Source organism: Pseudomonas sp. WJP1 (assembly GCF_028471945.1).
GTDB lineage: Bacteria > Pseudomonadota > Gammaproteobacteria > Pseudomonadales > Pseudomonadaceae > Aquipseudomonas.
The window spans coordinates 3,426,346-3,446,988 of the sequence record NZ_CP110128.1 but is presented as its reverse complement, the minus strand read 5'-3'; the positions used below and the strand labels follow the sequence as shown (position 1 = coordinate 3,446,988).

General features: G+C 62.1%; 16 protein-coding genes. 12 read left to right on the top strand and 4 right to left on the bottom strand.

All coding sequences use genetic code 11. The annotated features are described in order from the left end of the window. Position 1 precedes the first annotated feature (1 nt). From efeO (OH720_RS15505) to efeO (OH720_RS15495), 3 genes are read left to right on the top strand one after another with little or no spacing between them, the layout of a single operon-like run. A complete protein-coding gene (gene efeO, locus OH720_RS15505; protein WP_272606348.1) occupies positions 2 to 1,192 on the top strand; it encodes an iron uptake system protein EfeO in 1,191 nt (396 codons plus the stop codon). Positions 1,193 to 1,210: 18 nt separating this feature from the next. Beyond that, positions 1,211 to 2,509 (top strand): iron uptake transporter deferrochelatase/peroxidase subunit, encoded by a 1,299-nt coding sequence (gene efeB / locus OH720_RS15500; RefSeq protein ID WP_272606347.1) that lies wholly within the window; start codon positions 1,211 to 1,213, stop codon positions 2,507 to 2,509. Between the two features lie 27 nt (positions 2,510 to 2,536). After that, complete coding sequence (efeO, locus tag OH720_RS15495) at positions 2,537 to 3,361, top strand: iron uptake system protein EfeO (protein ID WP_272606346.1); 825 nt, start codon at positions 2,537 to 2,539, stop codon at positions 3,359 to 3,361. Positions 3,362 to 3,500: 139 nt separating this feature from the next. Here the strand turns inward: efeO (OH720_RS15495) and pssA are convergent, their stop codons facing one another. Then, complete coding sequence (gene pssA, locus OH720_RS15490) at positions 3,501 to 4,844, bottom strand: CDP-diacylglycerol--serine O-phosphatidyltransferase (protein WP_272606345.1); 1,344 nt, start codon at positions 4,842 to 4,844, stop codon at positions 3,501 to 3,503. A 215-nt stretch (positions 4,845 to 5,059) separates the two neighbouring features. Here pssA and OH720_RS15485 point away from each other — a divergent pair, with 215 nt between their 5' ends. Both OH720_RS15485 and OH720_RS15480 read left to right on the top strand, forming a co-directional pair. Then, positions 5,060 to 5,623: a TetR/AcrR family transcriptional regulator gene (locus OH720_RS15485; RefSeq protein ID WP_272606344.1), complete on the top strand. Its 564-nt coding sequence runs from the start codon at positions 5,060 to 5,062 to the stop codon at positions 5,621 to 5,623. 56 nt (positions 5,624 to 5,679) lie between these two features. Beyond that, entirely contained in the window at positions 5,680 to 6,156 is a 477-nt protein-coding gene (locus tag OH720_RS15480) for a nuclear transport factor 2 family protein (protein WP_272606343.1), read from the top strand. Positions 6,157 to 6,204: 48 nt separating this feature from the next. On the opposite strand, the gene sfnG is transcribed toward OH720_RS15480, so the two are convergent. Continuing rightward, positions 6,205 to 7,299 (bottom strand): dimethylsulfone monooxygenase SfnG, encoded by a 1,095-nt coding sequence (gene sfnG, locus OH720_RS15475; RefSeq protein WP_272606342.1) that lies wholly within the window; start codon positions 7,297 to 7,299, stop codon positions 6,205 to 6,207. Positions 7,300 to 7,657: 358 nt separating this feature from the next. Here sfnG and OH720_RS15470 point away from each other — a divergent pair, with 358 nt between their 5' ends. Further along, positions 7,658 to 8,899 carry an acyl-CoA dehydrogenase family protein gene (locus OH720_RS15470; RefSeq protein ID WP_272606341.1) on the top strand — a complete coding sequence of 414 codons (1,242 nt, stop codon included), beginning with the start codon at positions 7,658 to 7,660 and terminating at the stop codon, positions 8,897 to 8,899. A gap of 198 nt (positions 8,900 to 9,097) precedes the next feature. Next, on the top strand, positions 9,098 to 9,877 hold the full coding sequence (locus tag OH720_RS15465) for a TSUP family transporter (RefSeq protein ID WP_272606340.1): 780 nt from the start codon (positions 9,098 to 9,100) through the stop codon (positions 9,875 to 9,877). Here OH720_RS15465 and nudC read toward each other — a convergent pair. Beyond that, positions 9,845 to 10,675 (bottom strand): NAD(+) diphosphatase, encoded by an 831-nt coding sequence (nudC, locus tag OH720_RS15460; RefSeq protein WP_272606339.1) that lies wholly within the window; start codon positions 10,673 to 10,675, stop codon positions 9,845 to 9,847. The genes OH720_RS15465 and nudC overlap by 33 nt on opposite strands. A gap of 7 nt (positions 10,676 to 10,682) precedes the next feature. Beyond that, positions 10,683 to 11,495, bottom strand: a complete 813-nt coding sequence (locus OH720_RS15455) for a crotonase/enoyl-CoA hydratase family protein (protein WP_272606338.1) — start codon at positions 11,493 to 11,495, stop codon at positions 10,683 to 10,685. A 554-nt stretch (positions 11,496 to 12,049) separates the two neighbouring features. Between OH720_RS15455 and glgA the strand changes: the two genes are divergently transcribed. From glgA to OH720_RS15430, 5 genes are read left to right on the top strand one after another with little or no spacing between them, the layout of a single operon-like run. Then, positions 12,050 to 13,636 carry a glycogen synthase GlgA gene (gene glgA / locus OH720_RS15450; protein WP_272606337.1) on the top strand — a complete coding sequence of 529 codons (1,587 nt, stop codon included), beginning with the start codon at positions 12,050 to 12,052 and terminating at the stop codon, positions 13,634 to 13,636. Between the two features lie 12 nt (positions 13,637 to 13,648). After that, positions 13,649 to 15,445 (top strand): malto-oligosyltrehalose trehalohydrolase, encoded by a 1,797-nt coding sequence (gene treZ / locus OH720_RS15445; RefSeq protein ID WP_272606336.1) that lies wholly within the window; start codon positions 13,649 to 13,651, stop codon positions 15,443 to 15,445. Continuing rightward, complete coding sequence (gene malQ, locus OH720_RS15440; protein ID WP_272606335.1) at positions 15,442 to 17,520, top strand: 4-alpha-glucanotransferase; 2,079 nt, start codon at positions 15,442 to 15,444, stop codon at positions 17,518 to 17,520. The genes treZ and malQ overlap by 4 nt, the downstream gene beginning before the upstream one ends. Further along, positions 17,517 to 20,291, top strand: a complete 2,775-nt coding sequence (locus tag OH720_RS15435) for a malto-oligosyltrehalose synthase (protein ID WP_272606334.1) — start codon at positions 17,517 to 17,519, stop codon at positions 20,289 to 20,291. Before malQ ends, OH720_RS15435 begins: the two co-directional genes overlap by 4 nt. A gap of 21 nt (positions 20,292 to 20,312) precedes the next feature. Beyond that, on the top strand, positions 20,313 to 20,636 hold the full coding sequence (locus tag OH720_RS15430; RefSeq protein WP_272606333.1) for a DUF2934 domain-containing protein: 324 nt from the start codon (positions 20,313 to 20,315) through the stop codon (positions 20,634 to 20,636). The last annotated feature ends 7 nt before the right edge of the window (positions 20,637 to 20,643 follow it).

The following is a 20,643-nucleotide window of genomic DNA, read 5'->3' as shown; positions in this document are numbered from 1 at the left end:
CATGCCAGATCAAACCCCACCCCGAGCCTTGCGTTGGGCGGTAGCCGGTTCGGTGATCGTAATGATCGCCGCCGGCGGCCTGTTCTACTATGCCGCACAAATGGCCGCGGCCAAGCGCCAGGCCAACCACGACCAGGTGCAGGTGCAGGTGACCATCGCCTCCCACAGCTGTGAGCCGAACGCCCTGACGGTGCCGGCCGGACGCGCCAGTTTTCGAATCGTCAACCGCTCGGATCGCGCCGTCGAATGGGAAATTCTGGACGGCGTGCTGGTGATCGAAGAACGGGAAAACATCGCGCCCGGGCTGAGCCAGGTGATCAACGCCAACCTGCTGCCCGGCGATTACACGATCACCTGCGGCTTGCTCAGCAACCCCCGCGGCACGCTGCACGTCACCCCGACGGCGGCGTCCGATGCAGCCGCCAAGGCCAGGCCCGCCATGCTGGCCTTTGTCGGACCGCTGTCGGAGTACCGCGTCTACCTGAGTAGCCAGGGCTCGGCACTGATCAAGGCGGTCACGACCCTTGAGCAAGCCATCGCAGCCGGCGACCTGCCCCAGGCGCAGGCGCTGTACCTGCCAGCCCGCGTCGCTTATCAGCGCCTGGCGCCCGCCGCGCAACGCCTGGCGCAATTGGACAACGGGATCAACGCCCGTGCCGACTACTTCGAAAAACGTGAACAGGATCCGCAGTTCGTTGGCTTCCATCGCCTCGAATATGCGTTGTTCCAGCAACGCAACCTCGACGGCCTGGCACCGGTCGCCCAGCGCCTGCTGACAGACGTCACCGCCCTCAAGCAACAGTTGCTGGCCCAGTCGCTGCCGCCAGAGCAACTGGTGAACATCCTGGTGCGCAATCTCGACAACCTCGCCCAGGTGCGCGCCGGCAGTGGCGAAGAAGAGCGCTACAGCCACAGCGACCTCAACGGTTTCGCCGGCAACCTTGACGCCAGCCGCAAGGTCGTCGAGCTGCTGCGGCCATTGCTGGTCAAGTCTGCAACACCCCTGCTGGCGAAAATCGACAGCGCCCTTGGCGATCTCGATGCCGAACTCGACGGATTCAAGGTCGACGAAGGTTATGCCAGCTACGACAGCGTCAGCGCCGAGCAACGCCAACAGATCGGCGACAAGGCCAAGGCACTGGCCGTCGCACTCGATGGGATAGATCCCGCCCTTGGCCTTTCCGGCCTGTAAGCAGAAGACGACTTTCAGATGAACGATTCAGAGCAATTCAACCTTCAGCGCCGCCGGTTACTGATGGGCATGGGAGCCGCCGGTGTCGCACTGGCAGGTTCGGCATTGAGCTGCCCGGCCATGGCCGCAAGCCCAGCGCAAGTGACCGAGGCACCCAGTAGCGAACGCACCCAGGACCGCCACGATGTTCATGGCAAACACCAGAGCGGCATCGTCACGCCACGCCCGGCGGCCGGCATGCTGGTGGCCTTCGATGTGCTGGCCAGCGATCGCGAGGACCTGGAGCGGCTGTTGCGCACCCTCGACCAACGCATCACGTTCCTGATGAAGGGCGGCCCGGTGGCCCAGGTCGATCCGAAATTGCCTCCCGTGGATTCAGGAATTCTCGGCCCGGTGGTGACCCCGGATAACCTGACCATCACCGTGTCGGTCGGCGCATCGCTGTTCGACGAACGTTTCGGCCTGGCCGCCGCCAAGCCCAAGCGCCTGGTGCGCATGGTCGGTTTTCCCAACGACGCCCTGGAGCCTGATTGCTGCCACGGCGACTTGAGCATCCAGTTCTGCGCCAACACCACCGATACCAACATCCACGCCCTGCGTGACATCGTGAAGAACCTGCCGGACCTGCTCTTGGTGCGCTGGAAGCAGGAAGGCAGCGTACCGCCCCAGGCCCCGGCCAAGCCCGGCGTGCCGGCCCAGAGCGCGCGTAATTTCCTGGGATTTCGCGACGGCTCGGCCAACCCCGATTCCAACAATGCCCAGACCATGGACCGCATCGTCTGGGTCCGGCCCGGCAGCGACGAACCGGCCTGGGTGGCCAACGGCAGCTACCAAGCGGTACGGATCATCCGCAACTTCGTCGAACGCTGGGACCGCACGCCGTTGCAGGAACAGGAAAGCATTCTGGGCCGGGTCAAGGCCTCCGGTGCGCCCATGGATGGCCAGCATGAGTCGCAAGTGCCGGACTATACCAAAGACCCCCACGGCAAGCTGACCCGGCTCGACGCGCACATCCGCCTGGCCAATCCGCGCACCACAGAGACCCAGGCCAACCTGATCCTGCGCCGGCCGTTCAACTACTCCAACGGTGTGAACAGGAACGGGCAACTCGACATGGGTTTGCTCTTCATCTGTTACCAGGCCGACCTGGAGAAAGGCTTCATCGCCGTGCAAACCCGGCTCAACGGCGAACCGCTGGAGGAATACCTCAAGCCGGTTGGCGGCGGGTACTTCTTCACCCTACCGGGTGTGACGGGCGAGCAGGATTTCATTGGCCGCTCGCTGCTTGAAGCCACGCAACCCAAGACCACAGCCTGACCACCACAACAAAGACGGAACCGCCCCATGAAAAAGTCGCCACTTGCGTTAATGCTGACCCTAGGCTTGCTCAACACCCCGCTTGCGGCATGGGCGGCAACGGCGCCGCTGGAGCTGGTGCAGCCGATTTCGGACTACAAGATCTATGTCACCGAGCAACTGGATGAACTGGCCAGTCACACCCGGCAGTTCACCGACGCGGTCAAGAAAGGGGATCTGGCAACCGCGAAAAAACTCTACGCCCCGACCCGCGTCTACTACGAGTCGATCGAGCCGATCGCCGAGTTGTTCAGTGACCTGGACGCGTCGATCGACTCCCGGGTCGACGACCACGAACAGGGCGTCAAGGCCGCAGACTTCACCGGCTTCCACCGCATCGAATACGCGCTGTTCGCGCAGAACAGCACCCAGGGCCTGGGTGAACTCGCCGATGGCTTGAACAAGGATGTGCAAGACCTGCAAACCCGCGTCGCCGGCCTGACCTTCCCGCCGGAAAAAGTCGTCGGCGGTGCTGCGGCCCTGCTTGAAGAAGTGGCGGCGACCAAGATCTCCGGTGAGGAAGACCGCTACAGCCACACGGACCTCTATGACTTCCAGGGCAATATCGACGGGGCGAAGAAAATCGTCGACCTGTTCCGTGGGCAGATCGGGAAACAGGACGCGGCGTTTGTTGCCAAGGTCGACAAGAACTTCGCCACGGTGGACAAGATCCTGGCGAAGTACAAAACCGCGGATGGTGGTTTCGAGACCTATGACAAGGTGAAGGAAAACGATCGCAAGGCGCTGGTCGGGCCGGTGAATACACTGGCTGAGGACTTGTCGACGTTGCGGGGCAAGCTTGGGTTGAACTGACCTTGTAGCGTCTGGACGGGCCTCATCGCTGGCAAGCCAGCTCCCACAGGTTCCGAGTCGACGCACAATTACGTGATCGACATTGAACCCTGTGGGAGCGGGCTTGCCCGCGATGGCGTCAGTGGCCGCGCTACAAATCTTAAAGGATGCGGTAAAGCAACCGCTCAATCCTCACCCTGCTCACCCGCTTGAGAAACTTCGCCACCCCCGCCGGATAATCCGGCAGGGTTTGCAAATCCTGGTAGCGCTCGATGCGCCGCGTGTGCTGGAAGATTTGCGCAAGCTCGGTGCGGCGCGGTTCCAGCAGTTCGTTGTGCGGATCATCGATCAGCAAGGCGTTTTCCAGATCCAGGCGAAACGCCCGCGGGTTGAGGTTGTTGCCGGTCAGCAAGGTGTAGCGCTGATCGACCCACATGCCCTTGAGGTGATAGGTGTTATCGCCGTCCTTCCACAGGTGCAGGTTCAACTGGCCGCTGTCGATGTTGCGCTGATGCCGCTTGGCAAAGCGACGCAGGCTGATCTCATAGAGATACGGCAGCGCCGAGATCACCTTGAACGGTTCGCTCGGCGGAATGTAGAAATCGTTGGCCGTCTTGTCACCGACCACGATGTCGATCTTCACCCCCCTGGCCAGCGCCCGGTTGATTTCCCGGGTCACGGCCAAGGGCAGGTTGAAGTACGGCGTGCAGATGGTCAGCTGCTGCCGGGCGCTGCCGATCAGCTCGCCGATCACCCGGCTCAACGGGTTATTCTTGCCGACGCCCAGCAGCGGGCTGACCGACAGGCCGCTTTTATCCGTGCTGCCTTGGGTGGTGTCGTAGGCCGCGTGCTTGAGACGGCTGCGCAGGTCGCCAATGTCGTTGCGCAGGCTGCGGGTGGTCGGCAGGTTGGGCAGGTCCAGGCGATGCACCGCCTTGGAAGCCATCAGGCCGTGCTGCACCAGGTGATGCATCGAGTCGGCCAGGGCGCGGTTGTACAGCAGGTGGTAACGGTCGTACCGGTATTTGTCGAACTGGTGCAGGTAGACGTTGTTCAGGCTCGCACCGCTGTAGATCACGCAGTCATCGATGACAAACCCTTTCAAGTGCAGCACGCCAAACAGCTCGCGGGTCTGCACGGGCACGCCATACACCGGCACGACGCTTTCGTGGGTGCGGGTCATTTCCTGATACCAGGCCGAGTTACCCGGCTGCTTGCCGGCACCGATCAGCCCGCGCTGGGCACGCAGCCAGTCGACGACCACCGCCACGTCCAGTTCCGGACGTGCCAGCTTCGCCGCGTGCAAGGCATCGAGAATTTCCTGGCCGGCCTCGTCCTGTTGCAGGTACAGCGCAACGATATAGATGCGCTGGGTGGCGCTGGCGATTTTCTCCAGCAGGCAACGGCGGAACTCGGCAGCGCCAGAGAGGATGGTGACGGCATCGGCGGTCAGCGGAAAACTGCGCAGTTTGGGCAGCAGGGGGCGTTTGAAAAGCGACGGCATAGGGCTCGCAATGGGTCGAATCCGAAGAGTTTGAGAGCTTACACCATGGATGGGTTTGGGTCTTGTTGATGTCTGCAAAGACGCCATCGCGAGCAGGCTCACTCCTACATTTGAAATGCGCTCCCCTGTAGGAGTGAGCCTGCTCGCGATAGCAATTTTACGAGCGGTACAAAATATAAATTGACTAAGGAGAACGATCGTTCCACTGTAGCCACATGAACAAGATAACCAGCAACGACACACGCGACATCATTCTGGATGTCACCGAAAAGTTGATCTATAAAAGTGGCATTGCCGCCACGGGCATGGATCTTCTGGTGAAAACCGCCGGCGTCTCCAGAAAAAGTATCTACCGCTACTTCGCCAACAAGGAGGAGCTGACCGTCGCCGCCCTGCAACGCCGGGACGAACGCTGGATGCACTGGTACCGAAGCGAAGTCGGACAGGCACAAACGCCGGCCGAACGCCTGCTCAACCTGTTCACCGTGCTCACGGCCTGGTTCGCCAGCGAAGGCTTTCGCGGTTGCGCGTTCATCAACACCAGCGGTGAAACCGGCGACCCGCAAGACCCGGTGCGCCTGGTTGCCAGGGACCACAAACAGAAGCTGCTCGACTACGTGTGCGAGCTGTGTACCGAATATGGCGCTGAAGATCCGCAGGTGCTGGCCAAGCAGCTGCTGATTCTGATCGACGGGGCCATTACCGTCGCACTTGTCATGGGTGACCACAGTGCAGCCGATAATGCGCAATGCATGGCGCGAAAGTTATTGGGCCTGTAATAACTTGATCAAGACCGACAACTTGCTTGAACTTTAATTTAATAGGGAGACATGAAATGTCTAACGCCGAAGTTCGTCCGCCATTGCCGCCATTTAACCGTGAATCAGCCATTGAAAAAGTTCGCCTGGCTGAAGATGGCTGGAACTCCCGCGATCCGGAACGTGTTTCGCTGGCCTACACCCTGGACACGAAATGGCGCAACCGCGCCGAGTTCGCCTACAACCGTGAAGAAGCCAAGGGTTTCCTGACGCGCAAATGGGCCAAGGAACTGGATTATCGCCTGATCAAGGAACTCTGGGCGTTTACCGACAACCGCATCGCCGTGCGTTATGCCTATGAATGGCACGACGATTCGGGCAACTGGTTCCGCTCCTACGGCAATGAAAACTGGGAGTTCAACGAAGACGGCCTGATGGCGCGGCGCTTCGCCTGCATCAACGACATGCCGATCAAGGAAAGCGAGCGCAAGTTCCACTGGCCGCTGGGTCGTCGTCCTGACGATCATCCAAGCCTGTCGGACCTGGGCCTGTAATCCAACACTGATCGTTCCCACGCAGAGCGTGGGAACGATCAGTCGTGTTCAGGCAACCGCTGTTTGCGGTTTTACCTGCGCTTTAGCTTCTAGCTGACGCACCAACGGCAACACCCGCTTGCCGAAATACTCCACTTCTTCCTGAAAGTGCAGGAACCCCGCCAGCACCAGGTCCACCCCCACAGCTTTCAATGCGACGATGCGCTCGGCGATCTGCTGCGGGGTACCGATCAGGTTGGTCTTGAAGCCGTCGTTGTACTGCACCAGGTCCTCGAACGTCGACTTGGCCCAGTTGCCCTCGCCTTCGGGCGATGCCCTGCCCGCTTGTTTCGCCGCATCGCCAAAGGCATTCACCGCCTGTGGATCGGCCTCGTCGATGATCTGCGCCAGCACCGCCCGTGCCTCTTCTTCGGTATCGCGGGCGATGACGAAGGCATTCACGCCAACCTTCACAGAATGATTATTCGCCGAGGCCTTGGCGCGAATGTCGTCGACCTGGGCCTTGATACCTTCCGGGGTATTGCCGTTGGTGAAGTACCAGTCCGACACCCGCGCGGCCATGTCCCGCGCCGCACGGGAACTGCCGCCCTGGAAGATCTCGGGCCGGCCCAGTGGCTTGGGCTTGAGGCTGTAGTTGTCGAAACGGTAGAAATCGCCGCGGAAGGTGAAGTTGTCTTCGGTCCAGACGCCTTTGAGTGAGCGAATGAATTCTTCGGAGCGGCGGTAGCGTTCGTCGTGCTCCAGCCAGTGTTCGCCAATGGCCTGGAATTCACCCTTGAACCATCCGCTGACGATGTTGACCGCCACCCGGCCGTTGGTCAGTTGATCGATGGTCGCCAGTTGCTTGGCCGCCAGCGCCGGTTGCCATGGACCCGGCAGGATCGCGGCGATGACTTTCAGTTTGCTGGTGGCGGCCAGCAATGCATGGCTGAAGGCGACGGACTCATGCTGGTATTCGGCGCCGTAGCCGGCGGTGAAACGGATTTGCGTCAGCGCATATTCAAAACCCGCCTCTTCGGCCAGTTGCGCCAGTTTGCGGTTGTAGTCGATGCCCCAGTGGGTGCGTTGCTCGATCTTGCTGACCACCAGCCCTCCGCTGACGTTCGGTACCCAGTAGGCGAATTTAACGGCTTGCTGACTCATTGGCGTGTCCTCGGGACATGGGGAATGTCCTTGGGTCAGAGCAGCAAGCGTGCCAGGACTTTCTTGAGCCGGGCAACAACCCCTTGTAGGAGCGAGCCTGCTCGCGATGGACTAACGAACGGCGCGTTTATCCAGTAGATACGCGTTATCGTTGACGACCATCGCGAGCAGGCTCGCTCCTACAATGATTTGGGGGTTTCTGGGGCAATTTGCTGCTGCACTGTTGGTACAGCAACAGTTTGAGCCAAATCCATCTCCACATGGCCCCGAAAATCCTGGCTGCTTCCTACGGCATGGACTGTGCAATCGCCCCTTGCATAAGCATCGTATTTTTCTGCCCAGCCAAGGAGCTGTTTCCATGACCGAACACCAGGTAATCAACCCGCTGTCCGTTGGCACTGACTATGAAGCGCTGGCCGCCAGGTTCCGCCCGATCTTCCAGCGAATCGCCGAGGGCGCCCTGGAACGCGAGCAGTCGCGCACCCTGCCCCATGAGCCGATCCAGTGGCTCAAGGACGCGGGCTTTGGCGCTGTGCGGGTGCCCGTTGAATACGGTGGTGGCGGCGCCTCGCTGCCGCAGCTGTTTGAACTGCTGATCGAACTGGCCGAGGCCGACTCGAACATCCCCCAGGCGTTGCGCGGTCACTTCGCCTTTGCCGAGGATCGCCTCAATTCGCCACCCGGTCCGGCCCGGGACATCTGGTTCAAACGCTTCGTCGAAGGTGACATCGTCGGTTGCGCCTGGACTGAAATCGGTAACGTGGCGATTGGCGACGTGGTCACCAAAGTGTCGCCCCACGGCGAGCAATGGCAGCTTAACGGCGAAAAGTTCTACAGCACCGGCAGCCTGTTCTCCGACTGGATCGACGTCTACGCCCAGCGCAGCGACACCGGTGGCGACGTGATTGCCGCCGTGCGCACGCGCCAGCCCGGGATCGTGCAGAGCGACGACTGGGACGGGTTCGGCCAGCGCACCACGGGCAGCGGCACCTCACGCTTTGTCGACGCCGAGGTGGACGCGCAAAACGTCATCGACTTCGCTACCCGCTTCAAGTATCAGACCGCGTTTTATCAGCTGGTGTTGCTGGCCACCCTGGCGGGGATCGGCCGTGCGGCGTTGCGCGATGTGTCCCGGCATGTGCGCGAACGCCAGCGCATCTACAGCCATGGCAATGCCCAGCGCGTCAGCGAGGACGCGCAGGTGCAGCAAGTGGTCGGCGAAATTGCCGCCTGGGTGTATGCCACGGAGGCCGCCACTTTGCGGGCAGCGCAGCCGGCGCAACAGGCTTATCTGGCGCGTTTCGCTGGCGATGAGGAAAGGGAGCGCGTGGCAAACGTCGCCGCGGAAATCGAATCGGCGAAAGCGCAGGTGGTGGTCACGGATCTGATCCAGCGCGCGTCCACGCAGTTGTTCAATGCGCTGGGGGCTTCGGACATTCGCCAGGGCAAGGCGCTGGATCGGCATTGGCGCAATGCGCGCACCGTGTCTTCGCACAATCCGGTGATCTACAAGTCGCGGATTGTCGGGGACTGGGAAATCAACCGGACCGAGCCGCCGTTCGTGTGGCAGATCGGCAATGGGCCCCAGCACAAAATCTGAACCCGCCCCCCCCGTAGGAGCCAGGCTTGCCGGCGAAGAACGATAACGCGGTGTAAAAGATACACCGCAGCGCCTGGTTCGCCGGCAAGCCTGGCTCCTACAAGGGTGCCGGACGGGTCGCCGCAAGAGTTGGATAAAGGTAAGATACCGGCCCTTCCCCGCAGCCCTTTGCTGCCCCCCGCCGATTAAGCCGATTCCATGCCTTTCGAACTCAGCGTTGACCTTACCACCCTGGCCATCCTGGCCTTTGTCGCTTTCATTGCCGGTTTCATCGACGCCATCGCCGGTGGCGGCGGTCTGTTGACCACCCCGGCCTTGCTGACCGCCGGCCTGCCGCCGCACCTGGTGCTGGGCACCAACAAACTCAGTTCGACCTTTGGCTCGGCCACGGCCAGCTTCACGTTTTACCGCCGCAAGTTGTTCCACCCCAGGCAGTGGACGCACGCCATTGTCGGCACCCTGGTCGGCGCGCTGACTGGTGCGGTCGTCGCCCACTACCTGCCCGCCGAATGGTTGAACAAGATGCTGCCGGTGATCGTGTTCGCCTGCGGCCTCTATCTGTTGTTCGGTGGCACGCCGAAGGCGCCGCTGGACAGCGACGCACCGATCAGGAAAAAGTGGCAATCGACCCAGGGCTTCACCCTCGGTTTCTACGATGGCGTGGCCGGTCCCGGCACCGGTGCGTTCTGGACCGTCAGCAGCCTGCTGATGTACCCGATCGACCTGGTGAAGGCCAGCGGCGTGGCGCGCAGCATGAACTTCGTCAGCAACATTGCGGCGCTGTCGGTGTTCGTGTTTTCCGGGCAGGTGGACTGGATCATCGGCCTGAGCATGGGCCTGTCGGTGATGGTCGGGGCCTTCTTCGGTGCTCGCACCGCCATCAGCGGCGGCGCGAAGTTCATTCGGCCGGTGTTCATCACCGTGGTACTGGGCCTGACCGTCCGGCTAGCCTGGCAACACTGGTTCAGCGTGGCCTAAGCGCCGCGCCACATAGGCGTCGATCAGGTAACGGGCGATCGAACGTGAAGCCGGCAACGGCGGCAGATTATTCACGTTGAACCACTGGGCGTCTTCGATCTCGTCCTCCTGGCAGACGATCTCGCCACCGGCGTATTCGGCATGGAAGCCGAGCATCATCGAGTGCGGGAACGGCCAGCACTGGCTGCCCAGGTACTGGATGTTCTTCACTTCGATCTGCACTTCTTCACGCACCTCGCGAATCAGGCAGTCCTCCGCCGATTCGCCTGGTTCGGCAAACCCTGCCAACGTGCTGTAGACCCCGGCGACAAAACGTGGCGAGCGTGCCAGCAGCACTTCATCGCCACGGGTCACCAGTACGATCATGCTTGGGGAAATCCGCGGATAGCTGCGCAAATCACACGGCTGGCAATACATCGCCCGCTCGCGCGGCACCTGGGTCATGGCCTGGCCGCAGTTGCCGCAAAAACGGTGCTCGCGGGCCCAGGTGCCGATTTGCGCGGCGTAACCCAGGACCTTGAACACCGTGTGATCGCCCTCGAGCATGAACGCGCGCAAGCCTTTCCAGTTGCAGCCCGGCACATCGCTGTGGGCGCGCAACTCCAGCAGATAGACAGGTTCGCCATCCAGATGGCCGATGCCGTGTTCGGCGAGTACCGCCAGGTCCTGGCGCTTGAGCCATTCGCGCGGGAACAGTGCGCCGTTGTCATCGAACAGGAAGCCTTCGGGGCTGCGCGCTACCGCCCAGCCGCCGGGCTGGTCGGTGTCCAGTACTGCCGTGGTCCAGCGTGGAGTCATTTTTCAATCAATCCAGAAATTCGGGTTTCTGTTTGCTCATATGGGCGGCCATGGCCACGCGCAGATCGGTCGATTGCAGCATGGCGGCGTTCCAGGTGGCGACGTATTCCAGGCCATCGTCGATGCGATGATCGCGCATGTAGCTGATCATCTCCTTGGTGCCGGTAATGGCAATCGGTGACTTGCTCGCAATCTCGCGGGCGATGCCCATGACGCCGTCGAGCAGGCTGGCGGTGTCGCTGTAGACGCGATTGACCAGGCCCATGCCCCGTGCTTCTTCGGCGTCGAAAGTGCGACCAGTGTAAGCCAGTTCGCGCAGCATGCCGTCCCCGACGATCCGCGGCAAGCGCTGCAGCGTGCCAACGTCGGCGGCCATGCCGATATCGATTTCCTTGATCGAGAATTGCGCGTCTTCGGCGGCATAGCGCATGTCACAGGCGGCGATCAGGTCGATGGCGCCGCCCAGGCAATAACCCTGGATGGCCGCGAGCACCGGCTTGCGGCAGTTGTCGACCGCATTGAAGGAAGCCTGCAGCTCAAGGATCTTGCGGCGCAGCAAGCGCGCATTGCGCCCCACGTCCTTACCCAGCTCGTTCGCCACGCCGGCCAGCATCATCAGGTCGATGCCGGAGGAGAAATGCTTGCCGGCGCCACTGAGCACCACCACGCGAACTTCATCGGTGTCGTCGATCCACTGGAAGATCTCGATGATCTCGGTCCAGAAGGCAGCATTCATCGAGTTGATCTTGTCTGGGCGATTGATCTGCACATGGGCGATTTTATCGACCAGTTCGACGCTGAACGCTGTGTACTGAGACATGCTAGTGATCCTTTACCGGGCAAAAAAGAAGCCCGAACTATAACAAGGCAGCCAGGCAGGCAGTAAGGCAGTGGTTCGGCCAAAAGCGGGACCTTCGTGCGCACCATAACAGTGCAACATGAACGCGACATGACGCACATTTATGTGACTGCCAAGTGACTTGTCGTCGCCAAAATGCAAAAAAACCTGCACTTCGTCGGCGCTTTGGCACCGAAACCATGCACGTTCGTACCTAAATAACCGATTGTCGAACAATTTTGCCATCCGGACTTTACCGCTCTAAGTTCTGGCCTAGACTGATTTCCGCGGGGGAGACCGGTCGGTCATAAAGTGGCAAAAAAGTCGAAACTTTTGCCCCACAGGATCGGTCGAGTGAAAAGAAGGTGCGTTGAGACTGGTGCAATCCTTGCAATGGTTAATTCACCCATTCTGCTTCAGCGCATTTGGGGAGCGCTTGCTCGCCGTTGCGTAGCGCTTTTGCGCGCGGCCACACCCATGGCCAGTAACACCGTTTGCCAGACCTAAGAATTAGATCAACAACACGGGAGATTCATATGACTAGTGCGGCATTGGATGTTCAGGGAGAGCTGGCTCATCAACAGGTCGGCGAATCAAGCGTCGTGACTGCTCGCAGTGCTCAACCGATCAGCGTTAGCGGTACCCGGACGCTGGGCCCGGTTGCCAGTCAGAATCCCAACAAGAAGAAAGTGTTGTTCGTCACCTCCGAGATTGCGGACCTGGTGAAAACCGGCGGCCTGGGAGACGTTTCCGCCGCGCTGCCACGGGCCATGGCGCATCTGCACGATGTGCGTGTCCTGATCCCGGGTTATCCGCAGGTGATGCACAGTGAAAACCCGATTCACATCATCGGCGAACTCGGTGGTCACGCGGCGCTCCCGCCGTGCAAGATCGGGCGCATGGACATGCCTGACGGTCTGGTCATTTATGTGTTGATCTGCCCTGAGCTCTACGAGCGCGAAGGTTCGCCCTATGGCGCCAACAACGGTCGCGACTGGCCGGACAACCATATTCGTTTCGCCCGCCTGGGCCTGGCGGCCGCCGATATTGCCGCCAACCTCGCACAAATCCACTGGTGCCCGGACCTGGTGCACGCCCATGACTGGCCGGCTGGCCTGGCCCCTGCCTATATGCACTGGCGCGGGCAGCGCACGCCCACCCTGTTCACCATCCACAACCTGGCGTACCAGGGCGTGACGAGCCTGGGCTCTTGCCCCGAGCTGGGCATTCCGCAACACGCCCTGCAACAGGAAGGCATGGAGTTCTACGGCAAGATGTCGTTCCTCAAGGCCGGCATGGCCTATTCGAGCCACATCACCACGGTCAGCGCGACCTACGCCCAGGAAATCACCACCCCGGACTTCGGCTGCGGTCTGGACGGCTTCCTCGCCGCCAAGACCCAGCAAGGCCTGCTCAGCGGTATTCCCAACGGCATCGACGAAAGCTGGGACGCAGCCACCGACCCGCACCTGTTCTGCCCCTTCGAAATCGGCGACTGGAACGGCAAGGCGGTCAACGCCGCCCACGTGCGCCAGTTGTTCGGCCTGCAAGACAGCGAAGGCCCACTGTTCGCCGTGGTCTCGCGCCTGGTCTACCAGAAAGGCCTGGACCTGACCGAAGCGGTCTCCGAATACATCGTCAAATCCGGCGGCCAGATCGCAATCATCGGCCGTGGCGAGCCGGAAGAAGAGCAAGCCATGCGCGAACTGGCCCTGCGTTTTCCCGGGCAGATCGGGGTGCGCATCGGCTTCAACGAAACCGATGCGCGGCGGATGTTTGCCGGCAGCGACTTCCTGTTGATGCCATCGCGCTATGAACCTTGCGGCCTGAGCCAGATGTACGCCCAGCGCTTCGGCTCGTTGCCCGTGGCGCGCAATACCGGTGGCCTGGCAGACACCATTGAAGATGGCGTCACCGGTTTCCTGTTCAATGAATCCACGGTGGACAGTTATCAGCAAGCCCTGAGCCGCGCGTTCAAGGTCTTCGCCTTCCCCGACCTGCTGCACGCCATGCGCTGCCGTGCGATGGCGGCACCGTTCAACTGGTGCAAGGCGGTCGAACCCTACGCCGAACTTTACGAACAGCTGGTGGCCAAGGCCTTGGGGAAATCGCACAAACAGTAAGAGGCTCTCGAAATGCCGTTACGGACCCTTGAGACCTGGCCCCACGGCGCAATCAAACTGGACCCGCAAAACACGCGATTCGCGTTGTGGGCACCGGATGCGTTCTACGTCAGTGTCGAACTGGAAAATGGACAGTCCTTGCCGTTGTTGCCTCAGGCCGACGGCTGGTTCGTGATCAACACCCGCTGCCCGGCGGGTACGCGATACCGCTACAGCATCGATGGCGAACTGGAGGTGCCCGACCCGGCCTCCCGCGCCCAGGCCGGGGACATCGACCAGCACAGCGTGGTGGTCGACCCGTTGGCCTACCCATGGCGGCACAGCACCTGGCTGGGACGCCCGTGGAACACAGCTGTGATCTACGAGTTGCACGTGGGTGCCCTCGGCGGCTTCCTGGCCGTCGAGCAACACCTGGCGCACCTGGTGGAGCTTGGGGTCACCGCGATTGAGTTGATGCCGATTGCGCAGTTTCCCGGCGAGCGCAACTGGGGCTACGACGGGGTGCTGATCTATGCACCCCAGGCCTCCTATGGCACGCCCGAAGAGCTAAAGCACCTGATCGACACCGCCCATGGCCTTGGCCTGGCGGTGCTGCTCGACGTGGTCTACAACCATTTCGGGCCGGATGGCAATTACCTGCATCGCTACGCCAAGGGCTTCTTCCGCGAAGACCAGCACACGCCCTGGGGGGCGGCCATCGATTTTCGTCGACGCGAGGTGCGCGACTTCTTCATCGACAACGCCTTGATGTGGTTGCTGGAGTACCGCTTCGACGGCTTGCGCCTGGACGCGGTGCATGCCATCGAAGACCCGGACTTTCTCCAGGAGCTGGCCCAGCGGGTGCGCCAGCAGACCGACCCGTCGCGCCATGTATGGCTGGTGGTGGAAAACGAACATAACCAGGCCAGCCTGCTCGAACAGGGCTATGACGCGCAGTGGAACGATGACGGCCATAACGCTTTGCACGTGCTGCTGACCGGCGAGACCGATGCCTATTACGCCGACTATGCAAACAACCCCACCGAACAACTGGCCCGCTGCCTGAGCCAGGGCTTCGTGTTCCAGGGCCACCTTAATCGCCATGGCGAAGCGCGCGGCGAGCCCAGTGGGCATTTGCCCCCCAGCGCGTTCGTGCTGTTCTTGCAGAATCACGACCAGATCGGCAACCGCGCCTTTGGTGAGCGCCTGCATCAACTGGCCCACCCCGACGCTTTGAAAGCGGCGACGGCGCTGTTGCTGCTGTCACCGATGATCCCCCTGATGTTCATGGGCGACGAGTTCGCCGCCGAGCAACCGTTCCTGTTTTTCACCAGCCACCACGGCGAACTGGCAGAGTTGGTGCGCGAAGGACGGCGCAATGAATTTGCCGCGTTCAGCGCGTTTGCCGACCCGCATAAACGCGAACAGATTCCCGATCCCAACGCGCCACAGACCTTCGAAGCGTCACGCCCTGCCCTCACCGTCAGCGAACCCTCGGCGATGTATGAGCTTTATCGCCACCTGTTGCAGATCCGTCATCGGCACATCGTCCCGAACTTGCCTGGCACCCGGGCGCGCAATGCCCAGGTGCTGGGCGTTGGTGCGGTGAGCGCATCATGGCGCCTGGGCGATGGCAGCCAGTTGCGCATCGACCTCAACCTCAGCGACACACCGCTACGCCACACCTCACCGGTGAACGCCAGCTTGCTGTTCGAACACCCGCCCGGGTCTGGCCAACAGCTGGATCAAGGCACCTTGCCCCCGTATTGCGCGCTGGTCAGCCTCACGGCCGCGGCCCCTTTGCTACCCCTTGATGGAGAGCGCCAATGAGTGATGCGCAACTGGAAATCCTCGCCACCCGGGCTGGCCTGGCAGTCGACTGGATCGACGCCAATGGTCGCCCGCAGAAAGTCGCGCCTTCGGTGCTGCGCAACGTCCTCACCGGACTCGGCCACCCGGCCGGCAGCGCCCAGGAAATCGACGCCAGCCTGCTCGAACTGCAACAGGTACAACAGACCCGGCACCTGCCGCCACTGATCACCGCCGATGTCGGCGTCGGTCTCAACCTGGCGCATTTTTTCGAGCCGCTGACACCCTGCGAGATTCATCTCGAAGATGGCTCGCAACTCAGTCTCAAACTGGATGCCGAGGCCGTTCTGCCGGGGCTGATTCCGGTGGGTTACCAACACGTCAACATCGACGGGCAAAGCTTTACCCTGGCCGTCGCGCCCGCCCGCTGCTACAGCGTGGGCGATGCGGTGGACAGCCCGATCCCGCGCGCCTGGGGACTGAGCGTGCAGTTGTACGCCTTGCGCCGTGCCGGCGATGGCGGTTTTGGTGACACCCAGGCGCTGGAAGACCTGGCGCGCGTGGCGGGTGAACGCGGCGCCGAAGCACTGGCGATCAGTCCGCTGCATGCCATGTTTGCCAGCGATACCCAGCGCTACAGTCCCTATTCGCCTTCAAGCCGTCTGTTTCTCAATAGCCTGTATTGCGCGCCCGGGGCGATTCTCGGTGAGCGCGCGCTGCGTACCGCGATCGATGCCACGGGCCTTGCCGCCGAACTCAAGCACCTGGAAGAACAACCACTGATCAACTGGCCAGCCGCCGCCGAAGCCAAGCATCGGCTGTTGCAGGCGCTGTACGACGGTTTCGTGCACGGCGAACATCCGCTGCATGCCGACTTCAGCAGCTTTCGCCATGCCGGCGGTGAAGCGCTGGAAAATCATTGCCGCTTCGAGGCCATTCAAGAGGCCCGCGCCGTGCGAGGCGAAAGCCTCGACTGGCGTGAGTGGCCGCAGCAGTGGCGCAACCCGCGCAGCGCCGCCCTGGCCGAATTCGCCGAAGAAAATTCCACACGCATCGGCTTCTTCGCCTTCTGCCAGTGGCTGATCGCCCGTTGCCTGGAGCGCGCGCAAGCGGCCGCCCGCAGCAGCGGCATGGGCATTGGCCTGATTGCCGACCTGGCCGTCGGTGCCGATGGCGGTGGCAGCCAGGCCTGGAGTCGCCAGGATGAACTGCTCGCCTCCCTCACCGTTGGCGCGCCACCGGACATTCTCAACCGCACCGGCCAAGGCTGGGGAATCTCCGCGTTTTCCCCCGAAGGCCTGGTGCGCAACGGCTTTCGCGCGTTCATCGAAATGCTGCGCGCCAACTTCGCCCATGCTGGTGGCCTGCGGATCGACCATGTCATGGGCCTGCAACGGTTGTGGGTGATCCCAAATGGCGCATCGCCTGCCGATGGCGCTTATTTGTATTACCCGCTTGACGACTTGCTGCGCCTGCTGACCCTCGAGTCCCATCGCCACCAGGCCATCGTCCTCGGCGAAGACCTGGGCACGGTGCCGGACGGTCTACGGGAAAAACTCAGCGCCCGTGCGATCCTCGGCATGCGCGTGTTGCTGTTCGAACAGGACAACACGCACTTCAAGCCGATCCTCGACTGGCCGGACAACGCCCTGGCCACCACCAGCACCCACGACCTGCCCACCCTCAATGGCTGGTGGCACGGCCGCGATATCGACTGGAATGCCCGCCTCGGCCTGGTGGATGCCAGCGCTGAAATCGAGTGGCGCCAGCATCGCGAGCGCGAGCGCGAAGGCCTGCGCCGGGCCTTGAGCCAGGATCCGCAAAACTTTCGCGAAGAGTCCCACGAAACCGACCAGGTCCTCGACGCCAGTGTGCGTTTCCTCGGCCACACCCGCGCGCCGCTGGTCCTGCTGCCGCTGGAGGATGCCCTGGGCATCGAGCAGCAGGCCAACCTGCCCGGCACCATCGATACCCACCCCAACTGGTCCCGTCGCCTGCCCGGCAACAGCGAAGCCTTGCTCGATGGCCCGGACGCCGCCCGACGCCTGGAACTGCTCGCCTGCGCGCGACTCCAGGCGGCCGAGCGTGACCAATGAGCCCGGTCGCTGTCGGGCCGCTACGGGCCACCCTGCGGCTGCAATTTCACAAAGGCTTTACCCTCGACGACGCCGTGCCGCTGGTGCCCTACTTCGCCCGTCTCGGCATCAGCCATGTCTACGCCTCACCGCTACTGAGCGCCCGCGCCGGCTCCATGCACGGCTATGACGTGGTGGCCCCGACCAACGTCAACCCGGAATTGGGCGGTGAACCGGCGCTGCGCCGCCTGGTCAGCGCGCTGCGCGGCCAGGACATGGGGCTGATCCTCGACATCGTCTCCAACCACATGGCGGTCGGCGGCAACGACAACCCCTGGTGGCTGGACTTGCTGGAGTGGGGTCGCCTGAGCCCGTACGGCGAGTTCTTCGATATCCAGTGGCACTCGCCCGACCCCTTGATGGAAGGCCAGTTGCTGTTGCCGTTCCTCGGTAGCGACTACGGCATCGCTTTGCAGGACGGCACCCTGGCGTTGCGTTTCAATGCCCAGCGCGGCGCCTTTCATGTCGAGCATTACGATCATCACTTTCCGATATGCCCCAGCCATTACGGCGAGCTGCTCAAGGCCGATGCCGAGCCGCTCAAGTTACTGGCAGAGCGCTTCAGCACCTTGAGCTATCAGACGGATGCCCACGGCCTGGCGACGCCCTTGAAGGAAGAGTTGCGCGAACTGGCCAGCGATCCCGCGATACTGCAGGCCATTGAACAAAACCTCAAAGCCTACGACTCGCAGACCGGCGAGGGTTTCCAAAACCTGCACAACTTGCTGGAACGCCAGAGTTACCGTCTCGCCAGTTGGCGCACCGCCGCGGACGACATCAACTGGCGGCGTTTTTTCGATATCAACGAACTGGGCGGTTTGCGCGTCGAGCGTCCAGCGGTGTTCGAGGCAACCCACGCGAAGATTTTCCAGTTGGTGGCGCAAGGGCTGGTCGACGGGTTGCGCATCGACCACATCGACGGCCTCGCCGACCCACGGGGCTACTGCCGCAAACTGCGGCGGCGCGTCGACAGCCTGGCGCCCGGCCGGCACCTGCCGATCTATGTCGAAAAAATCCTTGGCGAAGGCGAAACCCTGCACCGCGACTGGTCGGTGGATGGCACCACCGGCTACGAATTCATGAACCAGTTGTCGCTGCTGCAACACGACCCCGCAGGTGAGCACGCCCTGGGCGAACTCTGGCACCGGTACAGCGAGCGTCCGGCCGACTTCCGCCAGGAAGCCCAACTGGCGCGTCAGCAGATTCTCAATGGCTCGCTGGCCGGGGATTTCGAAAGCGTGGCCCAGGCTTTGTTGCAAGTGGCCCGGGATGACCTGATGACCCGCGACCTCACGCTGGGCGCGATCCGTCGAGCGCTGCAGGAGCTGATCGTGCACTTCTCGGTGTATCGCACCTACATCGGCGCCCTTGGGCGTTCGGCGCAGGACGAGGTGTTTTTCCAGCAAGCCATGGAAGGCGCCCGGCAAACCCTTGGCGAGGCCGACTGGCCAGTGCTCGAATGCCTGGCGGGGTGGCTAGGGGGCGAGCGCTGGCGAAAACGCCCGGCTGGCCGCCTGCGCAAACGGCTCAAGCATGCCTGCGTGCGTTTTCAACAGCTGACTTCACCCGCCGCCGCAAAGGCCGTGGAAGACACCGCGTTCTATCGCTCGGCGGTGCTGCTGTCGCGCAATGACGTCGGCTTCAGCACCGAGCAATTCAGTGCCCCGGTGGCTGATTTCCATGCCGCTTGCCTGCAGCGCCTGGAACCGTTTCCCGACAACCTGCTGGCCACCGCGACCCACGATCACAAGCGTGGCGAAGATACCCGCGCGCGCCTGGCGGTCTTGAGTGAACGCAGTCAATGGTACGTCGAGCAGATCGGCCTCTGGCGCGCCCTCGCCCGGCCCTTGCGTGACGACGATCAGATGCCGTCGGCGGGCGATGAGTTGATTCTCTATCAGGCACTGCTGGGCAGTTGGCCGCTGGACCTGCGCGCTGACGACCCATCGGCCCTGGAGGACTACGCGCAACGCATCAGCCAATGGCAACGCAAAGCCCTGCGCGAAGCCAAGCTGCAAAGCAGCTGGAGTACACCCAATGAAGCGTACGAACAAGCCAGCGAGAGCTTTGCCCGGCGCCTGCTGTTGGGCCCGGAAGGCGAATTGCTGCGCAACGCCCTCGGCAAGGCAGCCCGCACGATTGCCTTGCCTGGCGCCCTCAACGGATTGGCGCAAACCTTGCTGCGCATGACCGTACCGGGCGTGCCGGACCTCTATCAGGGCAACGACTTCTGGGACTTCACGATGGTCGATCCGGACAACCGCCGGCCGGTGGATTACGCCAGCCGCCAACAGGCCTTGCAGCATCCCCTGGATCTGCCTGGCTTGTTGGAGCAATGGCGTGACGGGCGCATCAAGCAAGCCTTGATTGCGCGGACTTTAAACACCCGTGCCGAGCACGCCGAGCTGTTTCGACGCGGGACTTACCAGGCGCTCGAAGTCATCGGCAGCCAGGCCAATCGGGTGCTCGGTTTTGTCCGTGAGTGGGAGGGTATCCGCGCCATCGTCATCGTGCCGATCCGTTGTTCGGCACTGCTGGAAAACAGTGCCGTGCCCCACGTGGACGCGCCGCAGTGGGGCGATACCCGGGTCAGCTTGACGTTCACAGTCGCCGACGAAAATCTGAAGGGACTTTTTTCAAGCGTCGCAGTCACAAAAAACAGGGAGCTGATGATCAGCGCCGCGCTGGGGGACTTCCCGGTCAATCTCTTTATCCAGGCTACACACATTTGAGTTCAGTTCAGGAGCAATGCAATGAGTACCGACGATAAACGCATCCGCGAGTTTGCCTATCAGATCTGGGAATCCGAAGGCAAACCCGAGGGCCAGGAAGCACGGCATTGGGAGATGGCGCGCAAACTGGCTGAAGCCGAAACCCTGGCACCGAAAAAGCCGGCAAAAGTGGCGGCGAGCAAGCCCGCCGTGAGTAAAGTCGGCGACGGCAAGCTCAATGGCAAGGCCGCAGCGCCAAAACCCAAGGCCAAAGCCAAGCCGGCTGCTGCCTCTTCGGTGATTCCGCCGGGGGAAAAAGCCGCCGAGAAAAAACCTCGCGCCGCGCGAAAACCGCCCGCCGTCTAAGCTTTTT

Bases quoted from the DNA above. Each gene is read 5' to 3' on its own strand.
- efeO (WP_272606348.1), top strand. From the start codon at position 2: ATGCCAGATCAAACCCCACCCCGAGCCTTGCGTTGGGCGGTAGCCGGT.
- efeB (WP_272606347.1), top strand. From the start codon at position 1,211: ATGAACGATTCAGAGCAATTCAACCTTCAGCGCCGCCGGTTACTGATG.
- efeO (WP_272606346.1), top strand. From the start codon at position 2,537: ATGAAAAAGTCGCCACTTGCGTTAATGCTGACCCTAGGCTTGCTCAAC.
- pssA (WP_272606345.1), bottom strand. From the start codon at position 4,844: ATGCCGTCGCTTTTCAAACGCCCCCTGCTGCCCAAACTGCGCAGTTTT.
- OH720_RS15485 (WP_272606344.1), top strand. From the start codon at position 5,060: ATGAACAAGATAACCAGCAACGACACACGCGACATCATTCTGGATGTC.
- OH720_RS15480 (WP_272606343.1), top strand. From the start codon at position 5,680: ATGTCTAACGCCGAAGTTCGTCCGCCATTGCCGCCATTTAACCGTGAA.
- sfnG (WP_272606342.1), bottom strand. From the start codon at position 7,299: ATGAGTCAGCAAGCCGTTAAATTCGCCTACTGGGTACCGAACGTCAGC.
- OH720_RS15470 (WP_272606341.1), top strand. From the start codon at position 7,658: ATGACCGAACACCAGGTAATCAACCCGCTGTCCGTTGGCACTGACTAT.
- OH720_RS15465 (WP_272606340.1), top strand. From the start codon at position 9,098: ATGCCTTTCGAACTCAGCGTTGACCTTACCACCCTGGCCATCCTGGCC.
- nudC (WP_272606339.1), bottom strand. From the start codon at position 10,675: ATGACTCCACGCTGGACCACGGCAGTACTGGACACCGACCAGCCCGGC.
- OH720_RS15455 (WP_272606338.1), bottom strand. From the start codon at position 11,495: ATGTCTCAGTACACAGCGTTCAGCGTCGAACTGGTCGATAAAATCGCC.
- glgA (WP_272606337.1), top strand. From the start codon at position 12,050: ATGACTAGTGCGGCATTGGATGTTCAGGGAGAGCTGGCTCATCAACAG.
- treZ (WP_272606336.1), top strand. From the start codon at position 13,649: ATGCCGTTACGGACCCTTGAGACCTGGCCCCACGGCGCAATCAAACTG.
- malQ (WP_272606335.1), top strand. From the start codon at position 15,442: ATGAGTGATGCGCAACTGGAAATCCTCGCCACCCGGGCTGGCCTGGCA.
- OH720_RS15435 (WP_272606334.1), top strand. From the start codon at position 17,517: ATGAGCCCGGTCGCTGTCGGGCCGCTACGGGCCACCCTGCGGCTGCAA.
- OH720_RS15430 (WP_272606333.1), top strand. From the start codon at position 20,313: ATGAGTACCGACGATAAACGCATCCGCGAGTTTGCCTATCAGATCTGG.